Source organism: Streptococcus sp. HMSC072C09 (assembly GCF_001813105.1).
GTDB lineage: Bacteria > Bacillota > Bacilli > Lactobacillales > Streptococcaceae > Streptococcus.
Genome location: NZ_KV811500.1, coordinates 171,116 through 194,015, shown reverse-complemented (window position 1 = coordinate 194,015; position 22,900 = coordinate 171,116). Strand labels below are relative to the sequence as shown.

22 protein-coding genes are annotated in these 22,900 nt (G+C 45.0%); 3 read left to right on the top strand and 19 right to left on the bottom strand.

The features are described 5' to 3' along the window. From HMPREF2893_RS05350 to rlmB, 9 genes are all read right to left on the bottom strand, one after another. A partial coding sequence (locus HMPREF2893_RS05350) for a DUF389 domain-containing protein (protein ID WP_148131923.1) occupies positions 1-439 on the bottom strand: 439 nt, incomplete at its 3' end. Continuing rightward, positions 436-759: a potassium channel family protein gene (locus tag HMPREF2893_RS05345; protein WP_001253404.1), complete on the bottom strand. Its 324-nt coding sequence runs from the start codon at positions 757-759 to the stop codon at positions 436-438. The genes HMPREF2893_RS05350 and HMPREF2893_RS05345, both read right to left, overlap by 4 nt. 13 nt (positions 760-772) lie before the next feature. Next, entirely contained in the window at positions 773-1,114 is a 342-nt protein-coding gene (locus HMPREF2893_RS05340) for a hypothetical protein (RefSeq protein WP_000397556.1), read from the bottom strand. Beyond that, positions 1,039-1,341, bottom strand: coding sequence for a TMEM175 family protein (locus HMPREF2893_RS10595; protein WP_004240734.1), 303 nt, complete (start codon positions 1,339-1,341; stop codon positions 1,039-1,041). The genes HMPREF2893_RS05340 and HMPREF2893_RS10595 overlap by 76 nt, the downstream gene beginning before the upstream one ends. A gap of 353 nt (positions 1,342-1,694) precedes the next feature. Then, complete coding sequence (gene rpsI, locus HMPREF2893_RS05335; RefSeq protein ID WP_002893764.1) at positions 1,695-2,087, bottom strand: 30S ribosomal protein S9; 393 nt, start codon at positions 2,085-2,087, stop codon at positions 1,695-1,697. An 18-nt stretch (positions 2,088-2,105) separates the two neighbouring features. Beyond that, positions 2,106-2,552, bottom strand: coding sequence for a 50S ribosomal protein L13 (rplM, locus tag HMPREF2893_RS05330; protein WP_002876943.1), 447 nt, complete (start codon positions 2,550-2,552; stop codon positions 2,106-2,108). Positions 2,553-2,704: 152 nt separating this feature from the next. Continuing rightward, on the bottom strand, positions 2,705-3,568 hold the full coding sequence (locus HMPREF2893_RS05325; protein ID WP_070674845.1) for a DegV family protein: 864 nt from the start codon (positions 3,566-3,568) through the stop codon (positions 2,705-2,707). Continuing rightward, complete coding sequence (locus HMPREF2893_RS05320) at positions 3,568-4,080, bottom strand: NYN domain-containing protein (protein ID WP_003004212.1); 513 nt, start codon at positions 4,078-4,080, stop codon at positions 3,568-3,570. Before HMPREF2893_RS05320 ends, HMPREF2893_RS05325 begins: the two co-directional genes overlap by 1 nt. A gap of 18 nt (positions 4,081-4,098) precedes the next feature. After that, positions 4,099-4,827, bottom strand: coding sequence for a 23S rRNA (guanosine(2251)-2'-O)-methyltransferase RlmB (rlmB, locus tag HMPREF2893_RS05315; RefSeq protein ID WP_003010074.1), 729 nt, complete (start codon positions 4,825-4,827; stop codon positions 4,099-4,101). A gap of 96 nt (positions 4,828-4,923) precedes the next feature. Here rlmB and HMPREF2893_RS05310 point away from each other — a divergent pair, with 96 nt between their 5' ends. Together HMPREF2893_RS05310 and HMPREF2893_RS05305 are read left to right on the top strand one after the other, a co-directional pair. Continuing rightward, a complete protein-coding gene (locus HMPREF2893_RS05310; protein WP_070674841.1) occupies positions 4,924-5,886 on the top strand; it encodes an aromatic acid exporter family protein in 963 nt (320 codons plus the stop codon). A gap of 114 nt (positions 5,887-6,000) precedes the next feature. Beyond that, positions 6,001-9,222 carry an LPXTG-anchored zinc carboxypeptidase gene (locus tag HMPREF2893_RS05305; protein ID WP_070674838.1) on the top strand — a complete coding sequence of 1,074 codons (3,222 nt, stop codon included), beginning with the start codon at positions 6,001-6,003 and terminating at the stop codon, positions 9,220-9,222. A gap of 59 nt (positions 9,223-9,281) precedes the next feature. Here HMPREF2893_RS05305 and HMPREF2893_RS05300 read toward each other — a convergent pair whose 3' ends face one another. The 10 genes from HMPREF2893_RS05300 to HMPREF2893_RS05255 all read right to left on the bottom strand — a co-directional run bounded on the left by HMPREF2893_RS05300 (position 9,282) and on the right by HMPREF2893_RS05255 (position 20,996). Next, on the bottom strand, positions 9,282-10,949 hold the full coding sequence (locus HMPREF2893_RS05300) for an alpha-glucosidase (protein ID WP_070674835.1): 1,668 nt from the start codon (positions 10,947-10,949) through the stop codon (positions 9,282-9,284). 66 nt (positions 10,950-11,015) lie between these two features. Then, on the bottom strand, positions 11,016-12,146 hold the full coding sequence (locus tag HMPREF2893_RS05295; RefSeq protein ID WP_021154414.1) for an ABC transporter ATP-binding protein: 1,131 nt from the start codon (positions 12,144-12,146) through the stop codon (positions 11,016-11,018). Positions 12,147-12,270: 124 nt separating this feature from the next. Next, positions 12,271-13,131, bottom strand: a complete 861-nt coding sequence (locus tag HMPREF2893_RS05290) for a helix-turn-helix domain-containing protein (RefSeq protein ID WP_070674832.1) — start codon at positions 13,129-13,131, stop codon at positions 12,271-12,273. Next, on the bottom strand, positions 13,128-13,526 hold the full coding sequence (locus tag HMPREF2893_RS05285) for a Mini-ribonuclease 3 (RefSeq protein ID WP_049475172.1): 399 nt from the start codon (positions 13,524-13,526) through the stop codon (positions 13,128-13,130). Before HMPREF2893_RS05285 ends, HMPREF2893_RS05290 begins: the two co-directional genes overlap by 4 nt. Beyond that, positions 13,519-14,862, bottom strand: a complete 1,344-nt coding sequence (cysS, locus tag HMPREF2893_RS05280; protein ID WP_070674829.1) for a cysteine--tRNA ligase — start codon at positions 14,860-14,862, stop codon at positions 13,519-13,521. Before cysS ends, HMPREF2893_RS05285 begins: the two co-directional genes overlap by 8 nt. 20 nt (positions 14,863-14,882) lie before the next feature. Further along, positions 14,883-15,749, bottom strand: a complete 867-nt coding sequence (locus HMPREF2893_RS05275; RefSeq protein WP_070674826.1) for a GNAT family N-acetyltransferase — start codon at positions 15,747-15,749, stop codon at positions 14,883-14,885. A 12-nt stretch (positions 15,750-15,761) separates the two neighbouring features. Beyond that, a complete protein-coding gene (gene cysE, locus HMPREF2893_RS05270) occupies positions 15,762-16,379 on the bottom strand; it encodes a serine O-acetyltransferase (protein ID WP_003018264.1) in 618 nt (205 codons plus the stop codon). 24 nt (positions 16,380-16,403) lie between these two features. Further along, positions 16,404-18,626 carry a polyribonucleotide nucleotidyltransferase gene (gene pnp, locus HMPREF2893_RS05265; RefSeq protein ID WP_070674824.1) on the bottom strand — a complete coding sequence of 741 codons (2,223 nt, stop codon included), beginning with the start codon at positions 18,624-18,626 and terminating at the stop codon, positions 16,404-16,406. A 346-nt stretch (positions 18,627-18,972) separates the two neighbouring features. Then, positions 18,973-19,710 (bottom strand): hypothetical protein, encoded by a 738-nt coding sequence (locus HMPREF2893_RS05260; RefSeq protein ID WP_070674821.1) that lies wholly within the window; start codon positions 19,708-19,710, stop codon positions 18,973-18,975. A 17-nt stretch (positions 19,711-19,727) separates the two neighbouring features. Further along, complete coding sequence (locus HMPREF2893_RS05255) at positions 19,728-20,996, bottom strand: DUF6287 domain-containing protein (RefSeq protein ID WP_070674818.1); 1,269 nt, start codon at positions 20,994-20,996, stop codon at positions 19,728-19,730. Between the two features lie 154 nt (positions 20,997-21,150). Between HMPREF2893_RS05255 and pepF the strand changes: the two genes are divergently transcribed. Beyond that, the coding region (gene pepF / locus HMPREF2893_RS05250; RefSeq protein WP_070674815.1) for an oligoendopeptidase F at positions 21,151-22,900 on the top strand (1,750 nt) is incomplete at its 3' end.

Below are 22,900 nucleotides of genomic sequence, written 5' to 3'. Positions count from 1 at the left end.
CTACTCCTGGCACGATATTGTTTGCTTCTTTTTTCCTTGAACCGATCACACCAGCAATCCCACCAGCAATAGCAATGAGAACATCCCAAATGGTTGGAGAGGTTCGTGCGATCAACTCGCTACTTGCATAAGACAAGGGAGAAATCCAGAAATACAGAGTCGAGACAAGCAAACTGACCAACACTTGAGTCAATAAAACCTCTAGAGATTGCTTGATTAAACGCGTATCAAAAATAGCTAAACCGAATCCCAGTCCAACAATCGGTGTCATGAGAGGTGAAATTAACATGGCTCCAATAATAACAGCTGTTGAATTCATATTTAGACCGATAGAGGCAATAAAAATTGCACACATCAAAATCGCTGTATCTCTCAATCGAACATGAAGGTCATCGTATAATTTCTCACGGTATTCCCGTGTTGAATAATTGGCAGTCATTTGTCCTCTCCTCTTTCCTTATTTAAATCGGTATAATAATTAATAATAACAGCTGATAAACAGCCAAAAAATATGAGCCCATAAATCGTCAAGAAGACACTGGTAATCCTTCCAATCAAGGTCACAGCTAGGAGATCCCCGTAGCCGACAGTCGTCGAAGTCACAAAAGCATACCAAAGACCGTCTCCGTAATTTGTGATAGCAGGTTCAACTAGGAAAAGCACGCCTCCTGACCCAAAAACAAAGGTCACAAAACTCAGAGCAAACCGAGTAAAACCCGTAACCTGTATAATATGCCATAACATTTTTAAACGTCTCATTTGTTCTCCTTATTCATACTAGCTCCTGACCGAGCCGTTTTTTCCAATAATCAAAGTGAAGATAGGACATGATCTCCATCAGAGAAAGATAGACAAACTGATAGATCTGATTTAAGCTGATTATCAACTGATATTGTTTGAAAAATGACTGGAAGAAAGACCAGATATGACTGTCTTGAATCAGTCCCTTCTTAACATCAGACAGGATATTAGCTAAAGCTCCCAAGGACTGAAACGGTAAATCCTTGACATTTATATAGATCCGGTCCACCACATCATTCAGACTGGTATCTTGGATGGCATGAAATTCTCCAAAGAGAACTCCTGCCGCTCCAAGAGTAGAAACAAATTCCACCAAATAATTTCTGAGGAAATTTTCTCAACCTTTTCCCATAATGTGTTTAGTGCCATCCATAACGATCCCAACCAGAAAAAGGAAAGAAAACAAGCAAAGAAATTTTGCCGTAAATCCCAAAAAGCTTCAAGACTTGGTGTTGTTGGTTTTTCTAACTCTAAAATCAAGATGGTCATAATAATTGCTAGAACAGCATCTGTCAATACAATTAATCTGTCTTTCTTCATCGGATTGCATCCCCTTTCTTTTTTGTAACATTCTATCTTATCGCATAATATTGGATATTCTTTCATAATCCGACTACAAACAAAAATAAACCAAAAAGTCTGTCCCTATTATGCTATATTTAACTCTAGAAGTATTCATCCATCTAATTAATAAATATATCATATTTCACAATAAATGAATACTATCAAAGATTCATCCCCTTTCACTTCATCATTTAGTGTTGCTTAGATTTATCAAAAACAACCAAATTTGTATTAATTTCAAGTATCACCTAGTTACAAAAATTTGGGGTGAACAGAAAAAGCATCCCGTATTTTTGATACGAAATGCTTTCAATAAGTTTAAATAAGTTTTAACGTTTACTAAATTGTGATGCTTTACGAGCTTTTTTCAAGCCTGGTTTCTTACGTTCAACTTTACGTGAGTCACGTGTAAGAAGTCCTGCGCGTTTCAATGAATCGCGGAAGTCTGGGTCTACTTGAAGAAGGGCACGAGCGATACCGTGACGGATTGCTCCTGCTTGACCAGCGTATCCACCACCTACAACGTTAACGAAAACGTCGTATGAACCTGCAGTTGAAGTAACTGCGAATGGTTGGTTGATTACAAGACGAAGGTCAGCGTGTGGGATGTACTCTTCAACATCTTTTTTGTTAACAGTGATTTTACCAGTTCCTGGAACAAGGCGAACGCGTGCAACAGCGTTTTTACGACGTCCAGTACCTGCATATTGTGCTTGTGACATACTTTATTGTTCCTTTCCTTAGATAAGTCCTGAAATATCAAGAACTTCTGGTTGTTGTGCAGCGTGAGTGTGCTCAGCCCCAACGAATACTTTCAATTTCATACCTTGAGCGCGGCCAAGAGTATTGTGTGGAAGCATACCTTTAACTGATTTCTCGATCAAACGTACTGCATTTTTAGAACGAAGTTCACCAGCAGAGATTGATTTCAATCCACCTGGGTGGTTTGAGTGAGTGTAGTAGATCTTATCAGTTGCTTTTTTACCAGTCAATTTAACTTTTTCAGCATTGATAACGATTACGAAGTCACCTGTATCAGTGTGAGGTGTGAATGTTGGTTTGTTTTTTCCGCGAAGCACGCTAGCAACAACTGCTGAAAGGCGTCCAAGAGGTACATCAGTTGCGTCAACAACGTACCATTTGCGTTCTACTTGGCCTGGTTTAGCCATGAATGTAGTTTTGTTCATGATTTCTCCTATATGAATGTCGTTTTTGTTTACAGGGCGGATGTTCCGGTCCGCGAGTTATTTGAAAGGTTCCGGGGCCTTACAAATGGGGTAAACAATACCGCCTACTATTGTATCAAAATTCTAAGATAAAAGTCAACCGATTTGGAAAATTATTTACGATTTTCTTTTCCAATGACAAATCCGATCAAGGAATTCGGGCCGACGTGGGCTGAAATAACCGGTCCAAGAGGCATCACGAGGACTTCATCGATGCCTTCAAGCGCAAGCATTTCTTGCTTCAGTGCTTCGGCTCCTTCTAGATCGTTGGTATAAGATACCAAGGCTGTGCTTTCACCGATATCGGCTTTGATCAGCTCCAGTAATTCTCGGACAGCTTTTTTGCGTCCGCGAACCTTGCTAATTGGGACCAATTCCCCTTCCGCATCAATCCAGAGAATGGGTTTGATGCTGGCCAAACTTCCCATGATCGCGGCACTTTTTGAGAGACGGCCGCCACGCATGAGGTGGTAGAGGTCATCAACTAGGAAATAAGTCCGCAGTTTTGGCGCTAGGTCCATGATTTCTTCTTTGGCTTCTGCTAATGAACGACCTGCATCACGCGCAGCTACTGCTCGCATGACCAGATAACCCTCTCCAATCCCAGCAGCCTTCTGATCGACAATCTCGATCACGGCTTCCGGGTAGTCTTCTAAAACCAGGTCTCGTGCCATGACTGCACTCTGATAGGTCCCAGATAAGACTGATGAAAAGGCCACATAAAGCAGATCTTTTCCTTCTTTGGCAAATTGTTTAAAGGTTTCCTGAAATTGGCCCACATTGACCTGACTGGTTGTCGGTTTGGCCCCATTTTTCATGGCTTCTAAAAGCTCAGGGCTGGTCAATTGAGCTTGGCCTACTGTCTGGTAAACCGTCCCATCTAACTCAATGGTCAAGCCAAGAATGGTCACCTGATGTTCCTTGGCCCAGTTTTGGTCTAAATCTGCGGTCGAATCTGTCAAAATAGCAAATGTCATTACTTGTCTCCCATCATTTCTTGTAATTGTCGCAATACTTCGTGATCGAGTGGTCGCATGGGTGGTTTTTGATCGTTGACCACTCGCTGCGCCTGGTTGAGGTTTCCTTTGACGACTGCGACCCGTTTTTCTAACTCTCTGGCAGATACCCGAAGAGCCCCTTGAGCAAATACGGTCCATTGCTCATTTAAGTCACTGGTCGCTACCGAAACTTGGTGGAGGGGCGTATTAAGCTCTGCCGCCAAACGCTCGATATAGTCATCTGCCGTTTCATCCTCGCCGGTAAAGACCACCTGAACATTGAACTCCTCATAGGTCTGCCGCACTCCTGGCATATACTGGGCATCAAAGACACAGATGACTTCGATCCCTTCAAAGCTAGCATAGTGGCTCAGTTTTTGCAGGAGGATATTGCGGGCTGCATCGAGCTCACTTTTTTGAAAGAGCTGGCGGGTCTCCTGCCAAAAGGCAATCATATTATAGCCGTCAACCAATAAGATTTTTCGTTTCATATCATTGCCTTTCTAGGATTATAGTCGATTGCGAAAGACCTCATACATAAGGATGGCTGCTGCCACACTGGCATTGAGGCTTTGCACATGACCATTCATGGGAATGGTGATCATCTCATCGACTTGTTTTTTGATGTTGGCTGAGATCCCTTTTCCTTCATTGCCAATGATCAAGGCTAACTTGCCAGCCGTATTCCACTGATGAGATGGCGTGCCGTTCATGTCGGTCCCAAAGATCCAGAAGCCCTCTTCCTTTAGCTTGTCTAAGGTTTGGCTAAGATTGGTCACACGCGCAATGGGAATGTGTTCCACTGCTCCGGTAGAAGTTTTTGACACCACTGGGGTTACCCCAACCGCTCGGTGCTTAGGAATGATGACTCCTGAGACATTGGTCGCATCAGCTGTCCGTAAGATAGATCCAAGATTGTGCGGATCTGTTAAGCCATCGAGAATCAATAAAAGAGGGTTCTCTTCTTGGGCTGTCTGTTTCAGAATCGCTGCCAAGTCTGTGTAAGCAAAGGCTGCCACACGGAGAACAAAGCCTTGGTGAACAGCTCCTTCCGTCATTTCCTGCAGGGTTTTCTTTGGCGTCCAAGAAATCGACACTTTTTTCTCAGCTGCTAAGGCCTTGATCTTGTCGACATTTTTTCCTCGGAGGTCTTCTTGAATATATAATTTATTGCCTGTATTGGCTTGTAAAGCCTCGGTGACTGCGTGGACACCGTATACGATATCGTTATTTTCCATAGAACTAGTATACCACAAGAAAGGAGGAAGAGGCCAATTCATGATATAATGAAATCAAATCTATCTCAATGAACGAAGCAAACTAGAAAGGAAGCCATGCCTCTTTTTCAACGAACCATCAAGCTCACCTTGGCCACCTGTTTAGCAGCAGCCCTTGCTTATGCTCTGGGCTTGACCTATGCTATCTCAGCTGGCGTCATTGCCATCTTGAGTATTTCTGATACGCGACGCAGTACCATTAAGCAGGCCTACCAGCGCTTTATGTCGACCTTACTGGCCCTTGCTATCGGAAGTCTCGCTTTTTCCTTTTTAGGGTTCAACCTTTGGGCACTGGGAGTCTTTATCGCTCTCTATGCTCCTTGCGCCTTCCTATTAGGCTGGCAGATCGGCATCACCCCTAGTACGGTGTTGGTCACCCACCTCTTGATTGAGCAGTCTACCTCCTGGGGGCTCTTGCTCAATGAACTTGCTCTCTTTTTAATTGGGACCAGCTTTGCCTTGCTGGCCAATCTCTATATGCCTTCTAATCAGGGAGCGATCGATCATTACCATGATGTTGTCGAAGACCAACTGAAAAAGATCCTTGGTCGTTTTGCGGAATTACTTGGTAAAGGGGATGGTCGCAATGATGCTCGGTTGATTAAGGAGTTGGATGGTATCCTAAAGGATGCTTTGAAGCTAGTTTATCTGGACCATTCCAACCACCTCTTTCACCAAACCAACTACCATATTCACTACTTCGAAATGCGCAAGCGGCAAAACGATATTCTGCGGGATATGGCAGAAAACGTCAACCGTTGTCAGTTGGCGGCGAGTGAAAGCATAATCCTGGCACAACTATTTAAAAAGACGGCCCAACAGTTAAGTCAGGAAAATCCTGCCCAAGATCTTCTAGATGATATTAGTCAGTATTTGGCGATCTTTCGCGAACGTCCTCTTCCTAAGACCCGTGAAGAATTCGAAACACGCGCCACCTTGCTCCAACTCTTAAGAGACTTAGAAACTTTTATCCAGGTCAAGGTTGATTTTTACCAACAATTTCATAAGGAAACAGAATAGACAAAAAAGCCCTTGCCAAATGCAAAGGCTTTTTTATTCGGGGTTTTGTTGTAAACACTTTCCTAAAATGGTATACTAGAAACGGAAAATAACTTTTTAAGGAGGGTCTTCTATATGAAGTCTTCGTATAAGAAACATTTGTACACTACAACACTCAGCCTCTCAGCGGCTGTCTTGCTTTCCGTTATCGGTCATGGCCAAGCTTCAGCCGATAGCTTAGAAGCGCCTCAAACAGAGCCTAGCACGGCCCTTGAAGCGACACCTGCTACTGAGCAACCTGTGACCGCCGAGACGACCAGTCCCGCTGCATCCACAGAAGTAACTCCTGCTAGTTCTACAGAAACCGCAGCGACTTCTGATGCGGCTTCTACAACAGAAGTTGCTCCAACCGCTAGTCCAAGCACTACCCGTGCTACAACGACCGCTGACCAAGCGACTCGATTGACGGATAGCACCATTTATCTCTCTGAAAAGAGTACGATTGATGACAAAGTCCAAGAAAAAGCTCAAGCTGCTGGCAAGATCAGCTGGACCTTAGACAATAAACCTCTCTCTGAGTGGAAAACCTGGGATATGGAGACAGGAACACTGAGCAAGGATCCATTCCTTACTATCACAGAGACCGCAAACGGCAATGATCTGGATCTCCACATTGACGTGCAGGATCTCTTTGGTGAAGATCTCAGTCTTCGTAGCCCAAATAATATTCGCCGGACTTACCGCAACTACATCGGCAACCATGAACTGGTCGGGACCAATGCAGACTTAGGTGTGACCATCAATAAAACCCTTGTTTTTAGACCTTACCAAGACTACCATACACATGAAGAGATGCTGGCTGCCATCGAAAAATCCAAGGAAGAAGCGAAACCCGATCGTTTAGTGCAGCTGGAAACTCTTGGCAAGAGTGCCCAAGGCCGGGATATGAAGATGGGGATCGTGAGCAAGGACCAAGCCAGCATTGATCACTACCTTTCTAGTACCAACCCTACAGCTTTGACTAAGCCAAGTGAAATGCTGGCCGCACTAAAAGACAAGACCTTGGATTACAAATTACCTGTCTTAGTCCACAACACCCACGCGGATGAACAGCCAGGCATTGATATCATCACAGGCCTCTTCCATACCTTCGCTACAGAAAATCAAGTCACTTTTAAAACGACAGACGAAGCTGGTAACGTCAAGAATGTGACCCTGGACATCCCAACTCTCTTAAACAAATTCATTTTCTTATTTGACTTCACGGAAAACCCAGATGGGGATGCTCTCAACCTGCGGGCCCTAGCAAACGGGCTCGATCCAAACCGGGATGCCAGCTACCAAACCAACCCTGAAGTTCGCACGGTTATCCAAATGATCAACAAATGGAATCCGATCGCTCTCTACGACTTACACGGTTTTGTCAAAGAATTCTTAATCGAACCTGCAACGCCACCACATGATCCGAACTTCGAATACGATCTTCTGTCAGACCTGATGCTAGAAAATGCCCATCATATGGGACGGGCAGGAGTTGCCAATTCTAAATACGATAGTTACATCATTCCTAAATTGGATTGGGGCGATGGCTGGGATGACTCCTTCTCTGGCTATACAGGAGTTTATGCTGTCTACCATGGTATCTTAGGCCATACTATCGAAATTCCGGAAGGAAATGAAGAATCCTACAAAGCAGGTCGCAATGCTGTCCTAGGAGGGATTGACTTCCTCAACCAAGATCCGGACCGTCTCCTTGAGATGCGTCTCAACTTCTACCTGCGTGGTCTCAATAAAACCGAAGATCCAAAAGCCGAAAATGAACTGGTTGGCCCAAATGGGGAAGTCGTTGGACGTGTGAAAAATGGTCGTCCGAAATTCTTCCCAGACTACTACGTCATCCCAATGAGCCTCGACAAAGACAACGATGCCCAAGAAGCCTTCAATATGATCGACTACTTCAAACGCAATGGTGTCCTCGTCAAGGAACTCAAAGAAGATATTGGCAACTATAAAAAAGGGGACTTGGTCATTGACATGGCCCAAGCCAAACGTGGCTATGCCAACCACATTCTCTACAAGGGCTCCAACGAATCTGCCTGGGCTGCTATGTACGCAGAGTTGCTGGTCAACTTCCCTGATATGAGAGGGTTCAAGTCCGAACCTGTCTTTGCGGATGGTCTTTTCAACGGAAAATTAGGAGAAGTCACCACCACCCGTGCCACTCGTACCTCTGAGATCGATCCAAAAGCTCCTTACTATGTGATCGCAAATACCTCAGCTAGCGCCGTTAAAGCTGTCAACCAGGCGATCGCACAAGGAAAATCTGTCTACCTAACAGACGATGGCTACATCGTTGACCGCGATACCTTTGCTTCGCTCCTGCCAAACTATGCTATTTATGGTGATGCCCTCTACAAGGTGCCAAGCGGACCAACCTTGAAACCGATGAAGGTCTACTCTCCAAACTACCACTATAATTGGGCTGGAGTAGATGCGCCTGCTCATACTAGTCTGGTCCTTGAAAAATTAGGCTTCCAAATCGTCAATACGCCAGAAGAAGCGGATGTTGTTATTTTGGAAAGCAACCGCTTTGACGCTTCCATCTTTGGTAAGAAACCAACCCTGGTCATTGGTGGGGAAGCCATGCAAAAATTGGAAAAATTGGGAGTTCTTACAGGATTTGACGCTGAAAAACTAAAAGGCGGTAGTGACTACGAAGGATTAATGAAAGCCATCATTGATGATCAGGATCCATTGACCAGCGGATACAAGAAGAATACCCTCTTCTACTCCAACTCAGGAAACTGGATTGAAAAGGTTCCAGAGCATTTCAAGACCTTGATGAGCATCGCTCCGAGCGATTATTATATTGCAGGTTGGTGGCCACATAATGATGTTCTGGCTAACAAAGTCATGGCCATCTCTGGAGAACTGATGGGACAACCACTCTTTGTCTATGCAGGAAATCCAACCAACCGTCAACACCCTGTTCACTTCTTCCGCTGGGTAACCAATGCGATCTTTGGCAGCAAGTTGGCAAGTTTGATGGATTACATTCCAGCTAAAGAACCAGATCAAGTGGTGGTTCCAATTCATAACCAAACAACCAATCCACAGCCAATCTTAGCCAAGAAGGATACTCCTAAAGTCCTCCTTCCACAAAAAGAAATGACAACTAAAAATGAAGAAAGTGTGCAAGCCTTGACTTACCAAGTAGGACAAAGCTTCCAAGAAAGTCCAGCCAAGGCACAATTGCCACAAACTGGAGAAGACACAACCGCACACTTCGTTCTTTCAGGCTTCTTGCTAGCCGTTAGCGGAGGCTTCCTCCTCTTGAAAAAGAAAGAAGTTGAGTAAGTTCCAGATTTAGACCTGGATGACATGAAAAGAACCTTCGCAGATGCGAAGGTTCTTTTCTATTCTGCCAATTCCAACACAACCGTTTGGTAAGGGGTCAATTCGAGCACTTGGTCTCCTTCTTGGAACAACCCAGCAGTATTATTTAAAACGACCGTTTTAATCGGAGCTGGCAACTCCAAGGTGGCCTGGCGATTTTGGAAATTGCTGACAATCAAGAGACGCTTGTCCCCACGGCGTTCAAAGGCGATGATGTTTTCACGGTCCCGATACGCTGGGATCATATCTCCGAATCGGATGGTATTTCCATAAAGGGGATGGCGATACAAGGCCGTCAACTGGCGATAGTAATTCAAGATGGAATTTGGATCCTTTTCTTGATCTTTCACATTGATGGCAACATTTGGTTTGGGACTGATCAACCAAGCTGTTCCATCGCTAAAGCCCAATCCTGGCTCCGCTGACCACTGCATGGGTGTCCGCGCATTGTCCCGGCTGTAGTTGGCAATCGCGGCCAAGGCTTCTTCCTCGCTTAAACCAGCTTCTTTCGCGACGTGGTAGCCATTGATGGTTGCGATATCATCAAAGTCCTCCACCGATTCAAAGACTTGGTTTTCCATCCCAATTTCTTGGCCTTGGTAGATAAAAGGAATTCCCTTACGCAAAACCTGAATAGTTCCCAGAGCTTTTTTACTGGTATCGTTTACTGGACCTTCCGCAATATAATGGGACACCCCACGAGGCTCGTCGTGATTCTCGATAATGGTCGAAAGAACCCCAATGCTATCCGCGCGCTCATGGGCTTGGAAAATACTTTCCTTGAGTTCATCTGCAGTTGGAAGAGCATGGTCGAACCAGCCTTTTCCTTCCTGACCCAGCATGGTTTGTTTGAAGTCAAAGATGGAAGAGAAGACACCATCTTTTCCAATAAAGAAGTGCAATTCTTCATCGGTTTCATTGAGAACTTCCCCTACAGTGAAGGCATTGTACTTGGCGAAAGTTCGCTCCTTTAACTCTCGCAGGAAAGGTTCAATCGGTTGGGCATTGACCAGCGATTCCGGCACTGGAACCAGGCCATTGTCACGATCGGACGGAAGCGAACGCCATTCTAAATCCTTTTTGATATTGATAATGGCGTCAATCCGGAAGCCAGCGATTCCCTTGTCCAACCACCAATTGATCATCTTGTAAATCTCTTCGCGTAAGACAGGATTTTGCCAATTGAGATCCGGCTGATCCTTGTGGAAAGAATGGAGATAGTATTTGTTGGTGCCAGGAACTGGTTCCCAGACACTGCCTCCAAAGTAACTTTCCCAGTTGTTGGGTTCCTTGTCACTTTCGATGAAATAAAAGTAGTCCGCATAAGGTCCATCTGGATCCGCTAAAGCTTTTTGGAACCACTCGTGATGACTGGAGCAGTGGTTAACCACCAGGTCCATAATGATGGAAATGCCCCGCTTCTTGCCTTCCGCGATCAGCTCTTCCATATCTTCCATGGTTCCAAAAATTGGGTCAATGGCATAATAGTTGGAAATATCATAACCCTGGTCAATAAAAGGACTCTTGTAAATAGGAGATAACCAGAGAATATCAATCCCTAAGTCTTGAAGGTAATCTAGTTTCTCCGTGATGCCTTTTAAATCCCCAACACCATCTCCATTGCTGTCTTTGAAGCTTTTTGGGTAGATCTGATAAGCGACCTTCCCCTTCCACCAGTCTTTTTCCATGTTTTGTCTCCTTAAAATGAAAGAGACCGAGACACATTGTCTCAGTCTCTATCGTGTCAGTAGGTATTAGTATACTGTTTTTTCAGTTTCTTTATCGAAGAAGTGAGCTTTGTTCAAGTCAAATCCAAGTTCGATGGTTTCACCAGTTCCAAGGTAGTCACGCGCATCCACCTTAGCGATGAATTCGTTGTCACCAACTTGGCAATACAAGTGAGATTCAGAACCGAGCAACTCAGACACAGAGATCGTAGCTTTCACAACTGATTCTGGGAAAGTTTCAAGGAATGCAGCTTCTGTATTCACGTCTTCTGGACGGATACCAAAGATCAATTCTTTACCATCATAGCCTTTTTCTTTCAAGACTTTCAAAGCACCTTCTGGAACTTTCAAATTCAATCCATTAGCAACGATGTGTCCACCTTCCAATTTTACATTGATGAAGTTCATCGCAGGGCTTCCGATGAATCCAGCTACGAATTTGTTCACTGGATTTTTGTAAACTTCTTGAGGAGTTCCGATTTGTTCTACACGTCCGATTGTACCAGTACCTGCAGGGTTTTTAGTAGCAGACATGATAACGATACGGTCAGCAAGTGTCATCGCTTCTGTTTGGTCGTGGGTTACATAGATCGTTGTAGCTCCGATACGGCGGTGGATTTTCGCGATTTCAGCACGCATGGATACACGAAGTTTCGCATCCAAGTTTGACAATGGTTCGTCCATCAAGAATACTTTTGCATCACGGACAATGGCACGTCCCATGGCAACACGTTGACGTTGACCACCTGAAAGGTCAGCTGGTTTACGATCCAAGAATTCTTTCAAGCCAAGGATTTCAGCTGCTTCTTGTACACGTTTGTCGATATCTTCCTTGCTGTATTTACGCAATTTCAAACCAAATGCCATGTTATCGTACACAGTCATGTGTGGGTAAAGAGCGTAGTTTTGGAATACCATGGCGATGTCACGGTCTTTAGGTGCCACGTTGTTTACAACCGTACCATCGATGGAACATTCACCTTCTGTGATATCTTCAAGACCAGCGATCATACGAAGAGTTGTTGATTTACCACATCCTGAAGGACCTACGAAAACGATAAACTCTTTGTCTTTGATGTCCAAGTTGAAGTCTTCAACTGAGTAGTGTTCGCTGTTTGGATATTTTTTGTAAATATTTTTAAGATTTAATTCTACCATGATGGTACTCCTTTGATTTTTATAGTTCTATTGTAAATGAAAACGTTTTACAAATCTATGGCAAGTCTCACAAAAAAGAAAAAGAGTTTTGTGCAAGTTGCACAAAACTCTCGATTGATTCCGTTTAAATGACATCTTGTAAGACCAAATGATAGCACAGGGCTAGATCTGTCAGATTTTTCAACTGAAGACCCGTCAACTCCTCCCACTTGTCAATCTTGTATTGGAGCGAATTGCGGTGGAGATAGAGTTGCTGGGCGGCCTTGGTTACAACTGCCCCATTGTCCCAAAGAGCGACAATGATGTCTTGCAATTGATCTTGACTTTCAATCAACTGATGCAAACTTGCCTTGATTGGAGTGAGATCCAAATCTGCCTGCTCGATTCCCCACAGATAGAGTTGAGAAAAGCGATAGACACCTTGATGACCTTCTCGAATCCAAGCTCGAAAGACGGCCTGTTCTGCTCGGATAACCGGAGATACTTTCCCAGCTTTTGACTCAGTCCATATTTGCCCGACCATGATGGATAAGCGAATGTTGAAATCATACTCCATGGCAGAGACGGTATCTTTTAAGATATCAGCCACAACCAGCGACTGCTCTTGATCTAGAATGAGTACATAGTCCTGTCCACTCAGTTGCAAGACTGCCCGAAAGTTGGGCAAGAGTGTCTGCATCATCTCTAACCAAGAAGCCGTCCCTTCTGCTGTTGAATGCGAGAGGTGGCAATAGACGAGCTGCATTTTTTTGATGACTTGAGGGGCTTCTCCCTTTCCATCGATCAGGTACTGGTACCAAGGATTAGGGGCAACCTCTTCTTCACCACCCAACCAGGAAATCAATTGTTTTTCTCGCTCGGTTAGCTCTTCTTCCTTCAGCAGCAGCCATTGATGAGCCTGAAGGGGAATGGCTACATAACCAGCTGGTGGATTGGCTTGATCCGTCACCTCTGCATGAGGAAACCACTCTCTGATATTTTTCACTGCTTTCTTCCTTCTTCTACTTGCTGGATGCACCAGTCAATCAGCTCTTCTAGACGAGAGAACTCCCCCGTCATATGGAGATAGCCCATGACAGCCTCAAAGCCCGTCGACATGCGATAGGTCACGACATCCGCATTTTTGGCCTTGGTATGGCTATTGGTATTGCGACCGCGCTTGTAGATCTCCAACTCTTTTTCCGTCAGAATTTCTTGCTCCAGCATGCTTTCAATCAAGCTGGCCTGAGCCCTAGCAGAGACATAGCGGGTGGCAGCCTGGTGAAGCTTATTAGGCTTGGTCATACCTTGAAAAATCAGGTGTCTGCGAATATACATGGAATAGACCGCATCTCCCTCAAAGGCAAGGGCAATCCCATTGATTAGATTGACATCAATCACGTGTCCACCTTACACCTTCTTTTGTATCCAAGAGCTTGATTCCTTGTGCAGCCAATTCATCGCGAATGGCATCTGCTCGCGCAAAATCTTTCTTAGCCCGCGCTTCCTGACGTTCAGCGATCAAGGCTTCAATATCCGCATCCAAGACTTCTTCGACAAAGACCACTCCAAAGACTTCTAACATCTTGGTCAAGGCATCTTTGACGTCTTGATTGTAGTGACCTGAATTGATCCATTTAGCCAATTCAAAGACGACAGTGATTCCGTTTGCCGCATTGATATCTTCATCCATAGCGGCAATAAACTTGTCCACAAAGCCTTGCAAGTCTGCTGGATCTACTTCTCCTGTGAACGGTTGCTCATAGGTATTTTTCAAATACTTGAGGTTGGTCTCCGCATCGCGCACCGCTTTTTCTGTGAAGTTAATGGGCTTGCGGTAGTGCTGGGTTGCAAAGAAGAAGCGAAGCACTTGGCCGTCGATAGTCTTCAATGCATCATGCACGGTTATAAAGTTGCCTAAGGACTTGGACATCTTGACATTATCAATATTGACAAAGCCATTGTGCATCCAGTAATTGGCAAAAGTCTTGCCTGTTTTAGCTTCAGACTGAGCAATTTCATTAGTATGGTGTGGAAACTCAAGATCGGCCCCACCACCGTGGATATCAATAGTATCCCCTAAAATCCCCGTCGACATGACCGAACACTCAATGTGCCAGCCAGGACGACCAGGTCCCCAAGGGCTGTCCCAAGAAATCTCTCCTGGTTTGGCAGCTTTCCAGAGGGCAAAGTCGACTGGATTTTCCTTGCGAGCTGTTTCCTCATCTGTCCGACCAGAAGCGCCTAACTCCAAGTCTTCTAGGGTTTTATTGGCTAATTTTGCATAGTTGTGAGATTTTTCCACACGGAAATAGACATCGCCTTGGCTCTCGTAGGCATAGCCTTTTTCGATCAAATCATTGACAAAACGAATGATGTCATCCATAAACTCAACCACACGAGGGTGGCGGGTTGCAGGTTTGACCCCAAGAGCCGTCACATCCTCACGGAAGGCCGCAATATACTTGTCTGCCACTTCCTGTGGCGTAATGCCTTCTTCTTTGGCACGGTTGATGATCTTATCATCCACATCTGTAAAGTTGGAAATGTAGGCAACTTCGTAGCCACGATACTCAAAGTAGCGACGAATCGTGTCAAAGGCCACCGTTGAGCGGGCATTCCCTACGTGGATATAGTTGTAAACCGTCGGACCACAAACATACATGCGGACCTTTCCTTCCTCGATGGGGATAAATTCTCGCAAATCACGAGACATGGTATCATAAATTTTTAACACGCTTCATTTCCTTTCTGTTTCTACTCTTTTGGCTTCATGTAAACCACCTGAGTCTGTGTGACAAAGCCAATCTTTTCATACAAGCGTTTGGCACCTACATTGCTGTCTTCCACTGCAATCTGAAATGCCTTATCATTTTGCTCAATGAGTTGGTTGATGAGGGATTTTGCCAGATAGCTTCCATAGCCTTGCCCACGATAGACTTCAGCAATCGCAAGTCCATAAAGGTAATTGCATTTTCCAGATACATCCACCGTACAAACACCAATCACTTGACCTTCTTTGAGCAATATGTAAAGCAGACTATCAGGATCCTTCAAGGCCTCTGAAATGTATCTGTGGCTCACTTCCGGTGCTTCCACTTCATCTGAAAAGGTTTGGTGGTGGAGCTGGGCAATAGCTTCAAGATAAGAAGGTTCCGCCAAGAGCACATCGACATCCGAACGGGAATCTAATGCATAAGCGGTTCGATCACGTCCTAACCAGGTTTCTGTTTCGTCATCCTCTACCAGTCCCCAATTGCTGGCAAAATCAGGATGAGTCTCTAGAAAAACACGCTCTGTCTGAAAAGTCACAGACTCAATTGGATAAGATACCGTTTCTTTCTCAAAACTTCTATACAAAGCACGCGCAATTCCCTGACGACGATGATTAGGGTGAACCAGGATCGCCACATCCACATCTGGGTCATCCGCATAGACGGTAAATAGGCCAACAAGTTCACCTTTTTCGTAATAAAGGAAAAAAGCGGGCATATCGGGGTCAAAATTGAGCATATTGGAGAGATAAGGATCCCGAAAAGTTGCGTCATAGTTCTGACAGATGGCAATAAGGGCCTTTGCTTCCAGTAGTTGGTGGTCATTCAATGTATTGGTTGATTGAATCACGTAGCGATCTCCTTACAAACTCGAAGACCGATGACTGGCTTCCTTGGCATGCTCCAGCTTGTTCATGTAGTATTCGCGTTTTTCTTCTTCTTGGTGAATGACTGGTTCGTCTTTTCGACCGTGCACCCGCACAATCTTGGCAGGAACACCGACAACGGTCACATCACTTGGTACATCCGAGACCACGACAGCTCCTGCTCCGACCTTGGCCTTGGCTCCGATTTCCACCGGGCCGATGACTTGAGCATGGGCGGAGACCAAGGCTCCTTCACGTACCGTTGGATGGCGTTTGCCGACATCCTTTCCTGTTCCCCCAAGGGTCACCCCATGGTAGAGCATAACGCCTTTTTCAACAATGGCCGTTTCCCCGATAACGAGACCCGCTCCATGGTCGATAAAGACACCAGAAGCAATGGTCGCACCTGGATGGATCTCAATCTGGGTCCAAAAACGCCAGAATTGGCTGTGCATCCGCGCCAAGAGCTTAAAACCATGGTTCCACAAAAAGTGGGAAACACGGTGAGCTGCCAGTGCTTTGACGCCCGGATAGGTCAAAAGGACCTCCAGCGAGGTACGCGCTGCTGGGTCATTTTCTTTTACAATATTGATGGTTTCACGCCACCATCCCATACCGTGCTCCTCCTTTTCTAATGATTATTCTGAATCTTTTTGTGTAATGGTAAAGTCTTTTTTAGGTTTGTGGTCTTTATTGTGGTGACGAGGACGATCGCCATGGCGAGGACCCTTTTCACCTTTTTCTTCTGAATGTTCAGGTTTTGGCGGACGTGGCAATAGTGCCTTCATAGAAGCATCGACACGACCTTTTTCATCAATCTTGATAATCTTCACATCCACTTCATCGCCAATCGCTACCAAGTCTTCGACACGGTTGGTGCGCGTCCAAGCCATTTCAGAGATATGAACGAGGGCATCCGTCTTGTCAAAGAGGTTGACAAAGGCACCGAATTTTTCGATCCGAACTACTTTGGCATGGTAGACTTCATCCACTTTGGCTTCACGCACCAAACCAGCAATGATCTCTTTGGCACGGTTAATCGCATCTTGGTCGCTCGAGTAGATCGATACGTTTCCTTCTTCGTCGATATCAATCTTAACGCCTGTTTCAGCGATGATCTTATCGATGGTTTCTCCACCCTTACCGATGACAATCTTGATCTTGTCCACATCAATCTTGATGGTATCAATTTTCGGAGCAGTTGGCGCCAATTCTGGACGCACTTCTGGAATGGTTGCTTCGATGACATCAAGGATTTCAAAACGAGCTTTCTTGGCTTGGGCAAGCGCTTCTGTCAAGATTTCTGCAGTGATCCCTTGGATCTTGATATCCATTTGAAGGGCTGTGATCCCGTCACGAGTTCCAGCAACCTTGAAGTCCATATCTCCAAAGTGGTCTTCCAAACCTTGGATATCTGTCAATACGGTATAGTTGTTTCCATCTGAGATCAGACCCATGGCAATACCTGCTACTGGCGCCTTGATTGGCACACCACCAGCCATAAGGGCAAGTGTTCCCGCACAGATAGATGCTTGAGATGAAGAACCATTTGATTCCAATACTTCTGCTACCAAACGGATGGCGTATGGGAATTCTTCCAAGCTTGGCAATACTTGGGCAAGGGCACGTTCACCGAGAGCACCGTGACCAATTTCACGACGACCAGGTGCACCGTAACGCCCTGTTTCCCCTACAGAGTATTGTGGGAAGTTATAGTGGTGCATAAAGCGTTTCTTGTACTCTGGATCCAAACCATCGATGATTTGCGTTTCACCCATTGGTGCCAATGTCAAGACAGAAAGGGCTTGCGTTTGTCCACGCGTAAAGAGTCCTGAACCGTGCACACGAGGAAGGTAGTCGACTTGTGCATCCAAAGGACGGATTTCATCAACCTTACGACCATCCGGACGAACCTTGTCTTCAGTAATCAAACGACGCACTTCTGCGTGTTCCATTTGTTCCAAGATTTCAGCCACATCACGCATGATGCGGTCAAATTCTTCGTGGTCTGCATATTTTTCTTCGTAAACGGCTGTCACTTGGTCTTTAACCGCTTGAGTCGCAGCTTCACGAGCTAATTTTTCTTCTACTTGGACTGCTTTTTGGAGGTCACTGTTGTAGGCTGCAATGATTTCAGCCTGCAAGTCAGCATCTACATGAAGCAATTCTACTTCTGCTTTTTCTTTCCCAACTGCTGCTACGATTTCTTCTTGGAAGGCAATCAATTCTTTAACAGCTTCGTGCCCTTTGAGAAGAGCTTCCAACATGATTTCTTCTGACAATTCTTTAGCGCCAGACTCTACCATGTTGATAGCGTGTTTGGTACCAGCTACTGTTAATTCAAGAAGCGAGCGCTCAGCTTGTTCTTGGGTTGGGTTGATGACGATCTCCCCATCGACATAACCTACTTGTACCCCAGCGATTGGTCCGTCAAATGGAATATCTGAGATAGAAAGCGCCAATGATGAACCAAACATAGCTGCCATTGGTGCAGAGGCATTTTCATCGTAAGAAAGAACCGTATTGATGACTTGCACTTCGTTACGGAAACCTTCCGCAAACATAGGACGGATTGGACGGTCGATCAAACGCGCTGTCAAAGTCGCATCTGTTGAAGGACGTCCTTCCCGTTTCATAAAGCCACCAGGAAACTTCCCAGCTGCATACATTTTTTCTTCGTAGTTGACTTGAAGTGGAAAGAAATCCCCAGTTGCCATCTTCTTAGACATGACAGCTGCCGTCAAGACAGTTGACTCACCGTAACGTACGACAACAGCGCCATTTGCTTGCTTAGCAACCTGACCAGTCTCTACGATTAACTCACGACCCGCAAAAGTCGTTTGAAACACTTGTTTTGTCATTGTAATCCCCTTTGGATTGATAAAATTATACGACTTGCCTACAAAGATCAAGATACCAAGCCGTTAAGCAACTCAAAGGAAAATAGAAAATCGAACGACGGAGCGAACGCTCCTAGGTAGATTTATCTTTTTCCACAGAGTTGTAGGCGGGTTCAATTACGCATGATAGCATTCTATTGACGCAGCCCATCTGTATGTTATATCCTCATCTTTGTATCCAAGCACGTATACCTTTTATTTTAACATATTCAAGCCCAAAAGAAAAAGGCTTTGAGGGCCTTTTTCTGTGAATCTTCCGCAAGTTCTATATAAAAATTTTAGAGCTAGATATAGCTTCTAATTATTTTTACGATTTCACGAATTCAGTGCTGTCGACATAAAAGCGCGTTTTGTGGGTTCCACCCTTGTAATTCTTGTTGTTGCGTTTCAAGACAAAACGTCTGTATGGATCGGAAGTTCCTTGGATAGTCGTTGTCACTTCAACTGAATCTTCATTGACCACCCATTCATCCGGTGAAGGGATTTCCATCGGTGGCATCGCTCCCCCACGACCGCCAGGTACAATTTCGTAGAAGGCCTTATCCTTTGTCGAATAGATCCAGCCATCTTTCTTTTCATTTGTTAGTTGGATCAGCTTGTCTTGTGAAAGACTGCGGATTGAGTCCGATGTTTCTTCTGCATCTAATTTATCAATGATATCTTGCAGATTATAGGTTCCCGGCGTGTAGGTATTGTAGTAATCAATGAACATGTCTTGCGAGTAGCCTTCAACTGCACTGTGGTCATTGTTCAACTCTAACAAGCGAGTCGGTTGCACCTGAAGTGAATAGGTCAAAGACGCACTGTTTTCAATAATCGAATAGATATCCGTTTGGTCCGCTTTTGACAAGGTCCCAATTGCTTCTTTATCATGTTCATCTGACTTAGCTTCTTCTGGTTGCTCTTTTTCTTTGGCCTTGTCAGATGATTTTTTGACTGATGAAGCCCCTACCGGACCATGCTTGCGCTCATACCGTTTCGGAGCGCAGGCTGCTAGGGAAAGCAAGAGGGCTGCAGCTAGTAAATAGGTTCCAATTTTTTTCATGTTTGTCTCCTTATTTTTTAGTTCACACGGTAGTACAAATCGTTCCCATTCGTAGCATCACTCTTACTCCAGTAAATGGATTCACTGCCACCTTCTCTTGAAGGAATGAAAAGAATAGGCGTTTCGTTCGTTGCGCCAGGCATCCGACTAACTCCGTGTAAATTGCCTTCCTTGAAGTAAAAACCAGAAAATTGAACACCATTAACAGCACTACCATTGACCTTCACAATTCCTTGCGCATCAAACTCAATACTCGTACCGTACTTATTTTTCCAAACTCCCGCTACACTTGAGAAATTTCCAGCTTTTATTTCATCTAGATTCATCTCAGTGCTTGTTTTGGCAGGGGCAGGAGCTGATTCGGCATTTCCATCCACTCGCGTTGTATAGTCAAGGGCGATCCAGCCTTGTCCAGATTCCAATTTGCCCCAAGTATGACCATCCGCTTCTACGGTTTCCGTGATGGTGTGAGTTCCTTTTGCGATCATCCCTGCAGAAGGAGCTGAAGTAGACGGTTCTTTTCGAATACGAAGATCGGCTACGCTAACTTGCACTTGGAAGCTTTCTGATTTTTTCTCTTCTGCTTTAGCTGTTGATTTGGAATCCCCTGAACCGTCAAACGTTTTCCAGTCAAGCTTACTGAGGTCCAACTTCTTGGCTGAAATCCCAAGAGCTTGTTCTGCTGTTTTCTTCCCACCAATTTGAATGGTTGCTTTCTTTTCTTCCTTGGCTTCGCCTTTTCCTAGCGAATAAAGGGTCAATTCCATTTCTGGATTAAGGGATTGCCAAGTAGCATAGACGATTTGTCCATTGTCAAAAAGATCTAAGCTAGAGCGATAGCCACCTGCAGAAGCCACATAGGCTACATGGAGCAAGGTTGGCTGGTTATCTTTCAAATAATACACAGCAGCAATCGTTTTGCCATCCCCAATCAGCAGTTCATCATTACCATCACGATTAAGATCCTCAAAAGCATATTTCCACTCATTGGTACTCCCAAGTGTTTGAAGGTTAAAGATATACGCATATTCTTCTGAAGTAGCATCGATCTTCTTCAGTTCATTTTGTAAAGCTGTTTGATCCTGAGCAGTAATCGCAACTGCATAAGCCTTGTAGCGGTCTAACACTTCTTGATAGTTCTTTTGTCCTGTATCCTTCTTTTCTTTTTTGACAGTTGATGACGTTGCTGTCTTTGGTTTACTTTGGCGCTCGTAGCGTTTGGGAGCACAAGCCACTAAAGATAAAACGGACGCACCCGCCAGTAGTGAAATCATAACCTTTTTCATAAAAACCTCCTCATATCAATCCTAGTATATCAAAAATGGTCAATTTTTCCAGCTCTTTTCAAGATTTTCACACAAGCATCTTCCCTCTCCCTCTATGTTTCTGCCCTTTTTTCTGCTATACTAAGTATAGTTATTTGATCAAAAGGAGAACACTATGGAATTAAAAAAACGTTCTGAATTTCCTGAGAACGAACTCTGGGACCTCACAGCCCTCTACCAAGACCAGGAAGACTTCTTGCGCGCCATTGAAAAAACACGTGAAGAAATCAATGAATTTGTCCGCAACTACAAGGGCAACCTCCACACTTTTGAAGACTTTGAAGCTGCCTTTGCGGTCTTTGAACAGATTCAGATCCAACTCAGCCACATTGGCAACTACAGCTTTATGCCACAAACCACTGACTTTGGCGACGAAGCTTTTGCGGAAATTGCTCAAGCGGGGATGGATTTCGAAACTTGGGCTAGCGTTGAACTTTCCTTCTTTGATGATGCTTTGGTAGAAGCGGATGAAGAAGTCCTTGAACGTCTCGGACAACTCCCTCACCTCACTTTTGCCATTCGTCAGGCTAAAATCAAAAAAGCTCACTACTTGGGAGCTGATGTGGAAAAAACTCTGACCAACCTTGGTGAAGTCTTCTACGGACCGCAAGATATCTACACCAAGATGCGGGCAGGTGACTTTGAAATGGCTGATTTTGAAGTAGATGGAAAAGTTTACAAGAATAGCTTTGTCACCTATGAAAACTTCTACCAAAACCATGAGAATGCAGAAGTCCGTGAAAAAGCCTTTCGTTCTTTCTCAGAAGGCCTCCGCAAGCACCAAAACACGGCTGCTGCCACCTATCTAGCCCAAGTCAAAGCAGAAAAACTGATCGCAGACATGCGAGGTTACGACTCAGTCTTTGACTATCTCTTAGCCGAGCAGGAAGTGGATCGTGCCATGTTTGACCGTCAGATCGACCTGATCATGAAAGACTTCGCTCCGGTCGCTCAAAAATTCCTCAAACACGTGGCCAAGGTCAACGGCCTTGAGAAAATGACCTTTGCTGATTGGAAGTTGGACTTAGACAGTGCGCTCAACCCAGATGTCACCATTGATGATGCTTATGACTTGGTCATGAAATCTGTAGCTCCTCTTGGCGAAGAATATTCCCGCGAAATTGCCCGCTACCAAACCGAACGTTGGGTTGACTTTGCGGCCAATGAAGGCAAGGATTCCGGTGGTTATGCAGCTGACCCCTATCGTGTCCATCCTTATGTCTTGATGAGTTGGACAGGACGGATGAGCGATGTTTATACCCTGATCCACGAGATTGGACACTCTGGTCAATTCATCTTCTCAGACAACAACCAAAGCTACTTCAACGCCCACATGTCGACCTACTATGTGGAAGCTCCTTCTACCTTTAACGAGCTCCTCCTCAGCGACTACTTGGAACACCAGTTTGACGATCCTCGTCAAAAACGCTTTGCCCTAGCTCACCGCTTGACAGACACCTACTTCCACAACTTCATCACCCACTTGCTAGAAGCAGCCTTCCAACGCAAGGTCTACACCTTGATCGAAGAAGGTGGCACCTTCGGCGCTAGCAAGCTCAATAGCATCATGAAGGAAGTCTTGACCGAATTCTGGGGAGACGCTGTTGAAATCGATGACGATGCAGCTTTGACCTGGATGCGCCAAAGCCACTACTACATGGGGCTTTACAGCTATACTTACTCAGCTGGCTTAGTTATCTCAACAGCGGGATACTTGCATTTGAAGAACTCCGAAAACGGAGCGAAAGATTGGCTGGACCTCCTCAAATCAGGTGGCAGCAAGACCCCACTTGAGTCAGCCATGATCATCGGAGCAGACATCTCAACTGACAAACCACTCCGCGATACCATCCAATTCCTTTCAG